This window comes from Nocardia sp. NPDC057272, from assembly GCF_042668615.1.
GTDB lineage: Bacteria > Actinomycetota > Actinomycetes > Mycobacteriales > Mycobacteriaceae > Nocardia.
Genome location: NZ_JBHUYK010000022.1, coordinates 114,294 through 120,863, shown reverse-complemented (window position 1 = coordinate 120,863; position 6,570 = coordinate 114,294). Strand labels below are relative to the sequence as shown.

7 protein-coding genes are annotated in these 6,570 nt (G+C 65.6%); 3 read left to right on the top strand and 4 right to left on the bottom strand.

Features of this window, described 5'->3' with window-relative positions:
* Positions 1-187: 187 nt before the first annotated feature.
* The 3 genes from ACFULV_RS25885 to ACFULV_RS25875 all read right to left on the bottom strand — a co-directional run bounded on the left by ACFULV_RS25885 (position 188) and on the right by ACFULV_RS25875 (position 3,199).
* On the bottom strand, positions 188-1,222 hold the full coding sequence (locus tag ACFULV_RS25885) for an aspartate-semialdehyde dehydrogenase (RefSeq protein ID WP_378660980.1): 1,035 nt from the start codon (positions 1,220-1,222) through the stop codon (positions 188-190).
* Positions 1,223-1,225: 3 nt separating this feature from the next.
* Complete coding sequence (locus tag ACFULV_RS25880) at positions 1,226-2,491, bottom strand: aspartate kinase (RefSeq protein WP_378638675.1); 1,266 nt, start codon at positions 2,489-2,491, stop codon at positions 1,226-1,228.
* 135 nt (positions 2,492-2,626) lie between these two features.
* Positions 2,627-3,199, bottom strand: a complete 573-nt coding sequence (locus ACFULV_RS25875; protein ID WP_378660977.1) for a dihydrofolate reductase family protein — start codon at positions 3,197-3,199, stop codon at positions 2,627-2,629.
* Between the two features lie 71 nt (positions 3,200-3,270).
* Here ACFULV_RS25875 and ACFULV_RS25870 point away from each other — a divergent pair, with 71 nt between their 5' ends.
* From ACFULV_RS25870 to ACFULV_RS25860, 3 genes are all read left to right on the top strand, one after another.
* A complete protein-coding gene (locus tag ACFULV_RS25870) occupies positions 3,271-3,843 on the top strand; it encodes a TetR/AcrR family transcriptional regulator (protein WP_378660975.1) in 573 nt (190 codons plus the stop codon).
* A 98-nt stretch (positions 3,844-3,941) separates the two neighbouring features.
* Positions 3,942-4,400 carry an SRPBCC family protein gene (locus tag ACFULV_RS25865; protein WP_378638666.1) on the top strand — a complete coding sequence of 153 codons (459 nt, stop codon included), beginning with the start codon at positions 3,942-3,944 and terminating at the stop codon, positions 4,398-4,400.
* A 66-nt stretch (positions 4,401-4,466) separates the two neighbouring features.
* Positions 4,467-5,669: a low temperature requirement protein A gene (locus ACFULV_RS25860; protein WP_378660972.1), complete on the top strand. Its 1,203-nt coding sequence runs from the start codon at positions 4,467-4,469 to the stop codon at positions 5,667-5,669.
* Here the strand turns inward: ACFULV_RS25860 and ACFULV_RS25855 are convergent.
* Positions 5,656-6,489 (bottom strand): ion transporter, encoded by an 834-nt coding sequence (locus tag ACFULV_RS25855; RefSeq protein WP_378638661.1) that lies wholly within the window; start codon positions 6,487-6,489, stop codon positions 5,656-5,658. The two genes, ACFULV_RS25860 and ACFULV_RS25855, sit on opposite strands and share 14 nt — an antisense overlap.
* Positions 6,490-6,570: the final 81 nt, after the last annotated feature.

Sequence of the window (6,570 nt, the reverse complement as noted above, 5' to 3'; positions counted from 1 at the left end):
GGCGACGAAGGAGCAAGCCCCGGTGGCTAACCGGCGGCCCCTCGGGGCCGCGACTCGAGCGCGCCAGCGCTCCAACAAACACAGCGTCAAACCCGCCTGGGACTACTCAAACCCCGAGCTCTGCCACACAACCTGCCTCGGGACTACCAAACCCCGAGGCCCCGGCCCCACACCCAGGACTACCGAATCAACGGTTCTCGAGCAACACTTCCGCGATCTGAATCGTGTTGAGCGCAGCACCTTTTCGCAGGTTGTCACCCGAGATAAACAGCGCGAGACCGCGACCGCTCGGCACGCCCGGATCCTGGCGGATCCGCCCGACGAGAGAGTCGTCCTGCCCTGCGGCGCCCAGCGGGGTCGGCACGTCGACCAAACGCACGCCCGACGCCTTGGCCAGCAGTTCCTTGGCCTGCAGCACCGAAATCGGTTCGGCGAATTCGGCATTGATCGACAACGAGTGCCCGGTGAAGACCGGGACCCGCACGCAGGTACCGCTCACCAGCAGGTCGGGCAGGCCGAGGATCTTGCGGCTCTCGTTGCGCAGCTTCTGGTCTTCGTCGGTCTCGAAGGAACCGTCGTCGACCAGCGCACCGGCCAGCGGGATCACGTTGAAGGCGATCGGCGCGACGTAGTTGTTCGGCGCGGGGAACTCAGCGGCCGAACCGTCGTGCACCAGCTTCTCCGCGTCGGCGGACACGGCGCGGATCTGCGAGGCGAGCTCCTCGACACCGGACAGACCGGAGCCGGAAACGGCCTGGTAGGACGACACGATCAGGCGCTGCAAACCGGCCACGTCGTGCAGCGGCTTGAGCACCGGCATCGCGGCCATCGTGGTGCAGTTCGGGTTCGCGATGATGCCCTTGGGCAGGTTGCGGGTGGCCTCGGGGTTGACCTCCGACACCACCAGCGGCACATCGGGGTCCTTGCGCCATGCCGAGGAATTGTCGATCACGGTGACGCCCGCCGCGGCGAAGCGCGGGGCCTGCACACGCGACATGGTGGCGCCGGCCGAGAACAGCGCGATGTCGAGACCCGACGGATCGGCCGTCTCGGTGTCCTCGACGACGATCTCGCCGCCGCGCCAGGGCAGCGTCTTGCCCGCCGAACGCGAGGATGCGAAGAACCGCACCTCGTCGGCCGGGAAGTTGCGCTCTTCGAGAAGTTTGCGCATGACGGCGCCGACCTGACCGGTCGCACCGACAACACCTACACGTACACCCATTGCTTAACGCCCCGTTCCGCCGTGGACGACAGCGGCCTCGTCGCCGCCGAGATCGAATGCCTTGTGCAACACCTGCACCGCTTCATCCAGTTCCGTGTCACGCACGAGCACCGAGATCCGGATCTCGGAGGTGGAGATCAGGTCGATGTTGACGCCCGCGTTGGCCAGCGCCTCACAGAAGGTGGCGGTGACGCCCGGGTGCGACTTCATCCCGGCGCCGACCAGGGAGACCTTGCCGATGTGGTCGTCGGAGAGGATCTCGGCGAAGCCGATCTCGTCCTGGCGCTCGGTGAGCTTCTGCACCGCGCGGACCAGGTCGGTCTTGGGGCAGGTGAAGGTGATGTCGGTCTTGCCCGTGTCGACCTTGGAGATGTTCTGCAGCACCATGTCGATGTTGATCTCGGCGTCGGCCACCGCGCGGAACACCTTGGCCGCGTAGCCCGGCTCGTCGGGCAGGGCGACGACGGTCACCTTGGCCTCGCTGCGGTCGTGTGCGACGCCGGTCAGGATTGCCTGCTCCACGGGAATGTCCTCCATCGATCCGAAAACAGTGGTGCCGATCTTGTCGGTGTAGGACGACCGAACATGAACGGGAACGTTGTAGCGGCGCGCGTACTCCACGCAGCGCAGCATGAGCACCTTCGACCCGCAGGCCGCCATCTCGAGCATCTCCTCGTAGGAGATCTTGTCGAGCTTCTGGGCGTCGGGGACGATGCGCGGGTCGGCGGAGAAGATGCCGTCGACGTCGGTGTAGATCTCGCAGACATCGGCTTTCAACGCCGCGGCCAGCGCGACGGCGGTGGTGTCGGAGCCGCCGCGGCCCAGCGTGGTGACGTCCTTGCTGTCCTGGCTCACGCCCTGGAAGCCGGCCACCAGCACGATCTGCCCCTCGGCCAGCGCCTCTTGCAGGCGGCCCGGGGTCACGTCGATGATCTTGGCGTTGCCGTGCGCGCCGGTGGTGATCACGCCGGCCTGCGAGCCGGTGAACGAGCGAGCTTCGGCGCCGAGCGTGTGAATAGCCATGGCCACCAAGGCATTCGAGATGCGCTCGCCCGAGGTGAGCAGCATGTCCATCTCGCGAGCAGGCGGCGCCGGGGCCACCTGCTCCGCGAGATCGAGCAACTCATCGGTCGTGTCGCCCATGGCCGAGCACACGACGACTACATCGTGCCCCTGCTTCTTGGTCTCCACGATCCGTTCAGCGACGCGCCGGATCCGCTCGGCGGTAGCCACCGAGGATCCTCCGTACTTCTGAACTACGAGAGCCACAGCAGGTCCTTCACGATCGAGTGTCAGATTGGTATCAGCGACCAAGAGTACCGGGCCCGGGCCACCGGTTTTGCTGCTACCTGCCCTGCCTGTGGAAAACGACACAGGCTTGTCACCTGTGGATAACCACGGAATTCACGCTCGATCGAACCAGGTGACCTGCGTGCCGTTGTCGAATTCCTTGCGCCGCACCGGAGCGAACTGTGTCGGTTTGAAGACGCCGGTGAAGACCGGGATGCCCTCGCCCGCGACGATCGGATAGCTCTTGATGATCATCGCGTCGATCTCGTCGAGCAGCTGCCCGGCCAGCTTCCCGCCGCCACACAGCCAGATGTCGCCGCCCTCGCGCTGCTTGAGCTCGCGCACCAGTTCGAGGGGATCACCGGAGACGACCTCGACCCCGGGATGGTCGGCCTGGTCGAGTGTGGACGAGATGACGTACTGCTTCAGGTGCGAGAACGGGCTCTCGACGTGCTCGTCCGGCAGCACGTAGGTGCCGCGCCCCATCAGCACGGTGTCCCAGTTCTTGGCAGGCAGGTCGGGGTCCATGCCGAAGTGCGCGCGCAGGTGGGTCGGGATGGAGTCGGGAAACTCGTCCATCATCCACTCCACATAGTTCTGCGGTGTCGGATAGAAGTCGACCTCGCCGCCGGAGCCCGCGATGTAGCCGTCGAGGGAGACGCCGATGTAGTAGACAAGCTTTCGCATGGTTACCGCCTCAGGTGTTGTACTCTGTTTGAAGTGGTTTCAACGTAGTACTACGAATGGAGTGGTGTCAAGTGCGAACTAATCCCGAACGTCGGCAAGCCCTGCTCGACGCGGCCATCGAGGTCCTCGCCGACGAGGGCGCCCGCGGCCTCACCTTCCGCGCGGTGGACAAACAGGCGGCCGTCCCCGCAGGCACGGCGTCGAACTACTTCGCCAATCGCGACGAGCTGCTCACCCAGGCCGGCGTCCGCTTCTACGAGGTGGTGCAGCCGAGCGAGGAGACGATGGCCCTGGTCAGCGACGGCCCGAAGGACCTCGAGAACATCACCACGCTGATGAAAGAGGTGGTCGGGCGCATCGAATCGCATCGCAAGGCCTATCTCGCGCTGCTCGAACTACGACTCGAGGCAACCCGGCGTCCCGAACTGCGCACGGTGCTCACCGAACGCGTCCGGGCCGACATCGATTTCAACGTCCGCAACCATCTGGCGTCCGGCATGCCCGGCGACGCGGAGTCGGTACTACTGCTCTATCTGGCGCTCAACTGGCTCATCGTCGAACACCTCACACTGCCCGGAATCTTCACCGAGGAGCAGAGCATGGCACTCATCGAAACGGCCGTCGAGCGTGTGATAAGCAGTTGACCCGGTCATTTGTCCAGACCATAGACGTGTTGACGATCACTGGTACCACTGTGCACAATCGGGCGCGAAAGCTGCGGGGGTTCGGAGGATAGACACAGATGCGCTCGAAGATCGACATCCGATTCACCGTTGACGCCGAGATCGACCAAGTGATGGACGCACTACTGGCCGTTGACCTGATGTCGGAGTGGTCGACCTCGCTCAGTGATGTCCGGGTCGGGCCGCGCGATGCCGACGGCAGGCCGCGCCGAGTTTTCGCCACCGCCCACTTCATGGGTAACTCCGACGCCCAGGTGCTCGAATACTCCTGGGAGCAGTACCGGTCCGAGTGGCGGGTCGTCGACAGCAGTCGCGGGTCCAAGGGCGGCGGCTGGATCGAACTGGTCGACACCCCGGAGGGCACCGAGGTCGACTACCACGTAGAACTCTCCCTTCCGCTGCCCATTCCGGGCATCCTGTTCAACCGAAGCCTGCGCAAACTGCACGACGAGACGGTCGCGAACTTCATCGACTTCGCCGAGCGGTATCCAGAGGTCGGGGGCTTCGCGGTCGGCTAGTTGCGCCGTCCGCGAAACAATCGGCGCCGCGCGCGAATCGTGGCCGGGGGTGCGACGATTGTCGCCATGATCGGAAATCGACGGCCCCGGTTCCGTCCGGTCACCGCTGACAGCTCGGTGACCCAGCTCGAATTGTTCTTCGACCTGGTGATCGTCTTCGCCTTCACGATGGTCACCGACCTGGCCGCCGACGACACAACGGCCGCGAACATGTTGCGGGCCACGCTGGTCCTCGCCCTGATGTGGTGGCTGTGGATCGCCTACTCGTGGCTGGGCAATGTGGTGCGCGCCGACGAGGGCATCGCCCGCGTCGGCATGTTCGTCGCGATGGGCGGTGCGTTCATCGCCGCGCTCACGATTCCCGAGGCGTTCGAGGATCTGGACGGCGGCTGGTTCGGCCCGCTGGTCTTCGCCATCGCCTACCTGGTGGTGCGGCTGGTGCACGTCGGCATCTTCTGGGCGATCAGCTCCGAGGACTCCCAGCTGCGCGGGCAATTGCTGCGCTGGGCGCTGGGCTCGATCACCATCGGCACCACGCTGCTGGTGATCGCGGCGATGACCACCGGCCTCACCCAGATCCTGCTGTGGATCGCCGCCATCGTCGGCGACATGGCGTGGACCGCCATCGCCGGCACGGACTGGCGGATCAATTCGGCCAAGCACTTCGCCGAACGCTACGGCCTGATCGTCATCGTGGCGCTCGGCGAATCGATCGTCTCGATCGGCATCGGGGTGGCCGGACTCCCGATCTCCTGGCCGATCGCGCTCGGCTCGATGCTCGGGCTCGCGGTGTCGGGTCTGCTGTGGTGGCTCTACTTCGACGTGGCCGCGATCTCGATCGAGCACAGCTTCGCCCACGCCAGGGGCGCGCACCAGATCAAGATCGCGCAGAACAGCTACACCTACGGGCATTTCCCGATGATCGTGGGCGTCATCGCTCTCTCGCTCGGGCTGAAGAAGGTGCTGTACTACGTCGGCGACTCCTCGCACCACACACTCACCGACCCGCTCTACGGCATCCCGCTCGGCGCGCTCTACGCCGGACCGGCGCTGTTCATCCTCGGCGTCGTCGCGGCGAAGTACTTTGCCACCAAATCGGTGTCGATCGCGCGCGTGATCACCGCGGCCCTACTGTTCGCGCTGATCCCGATCGCCGCGCACCTGCCCGCGCTCGCCTCGCTCGCCGTGCTGTGCGCGCTGCTGGCCGCGCTGGTGATCTTCGAGACCCTGCGCTTCGCCCAGCCGCGCGACCAGATCAGGCACGCTTGATCTGACCGAGGTGGTGGCGCACGCCGTGCTCGGCGGGCGTCGCCCCTCGGTGCGAGGGCGGGACCCGCACCCCGGCGCGCACGGCGTCATTGATCTGGTCGAGGTTCTCCCGCAGCATGTCCGCGACCAGTTCGTCGGTGCGCGGGTCGTCGAGCAGCTGGCGCAGCATCCGGTAGACCGTGTCGGCGACGAGCCGGATGATGTCGTCGTGGAACGGGACGTAACGCAGTTTGCCGGTCTGCGGGTCGTTCTTGATCAGGTCCATGATCAGCTGGTCGACCTCGGCGTGGTTCTCCTCCAGCGCGGCGGCGATGTTCTGGGTGTAATGGCCCGCGCGCAGGACCTTGGAGACCTCGTCGAGGATCGCGATCGTCATCGGGCGCTTGATCACGTCGACGATCGTGCCGACGAACCGGTTGACGATCGTCGCGGTGACCCGCTCCCCCAGCGCCCGATCGGCCACCCGGCCGAGCCGGATCAAGATCACCACGATGCGCAGCAGCCGGAACCCGCGGAACAGCGGGCTGGTCACCGGGATCATGCCGAGGACTTCGTACCAGTAGATGAACGGGAACGACCACGGCCAGCCCGCCCGCCGCCAGCGCCAGACGAACTCGACGAGGAAGATCGCGCAGATCGACGTGTCGACGATGACGATCGCGTGGTAGGTCGGGCCGCTGACGTCGAAGAAGGTGATCCACACGACCAGCACCACCGAGATGATCGCGAGGATCAGCATGAGGATGTCGGTGCGCAAGGTCGGCGTTTTCGAGCGCACGTCCGGCAGGGCCTCGACCCGTTCGATCCCCGGTGAAGCCACTGTTGCTCCTGAATATCTGGCGGTCGGCGCCGCGTAGGTCGGCCTTGACATCGCTGCCCACGCTAATTGGTCGACCGACGC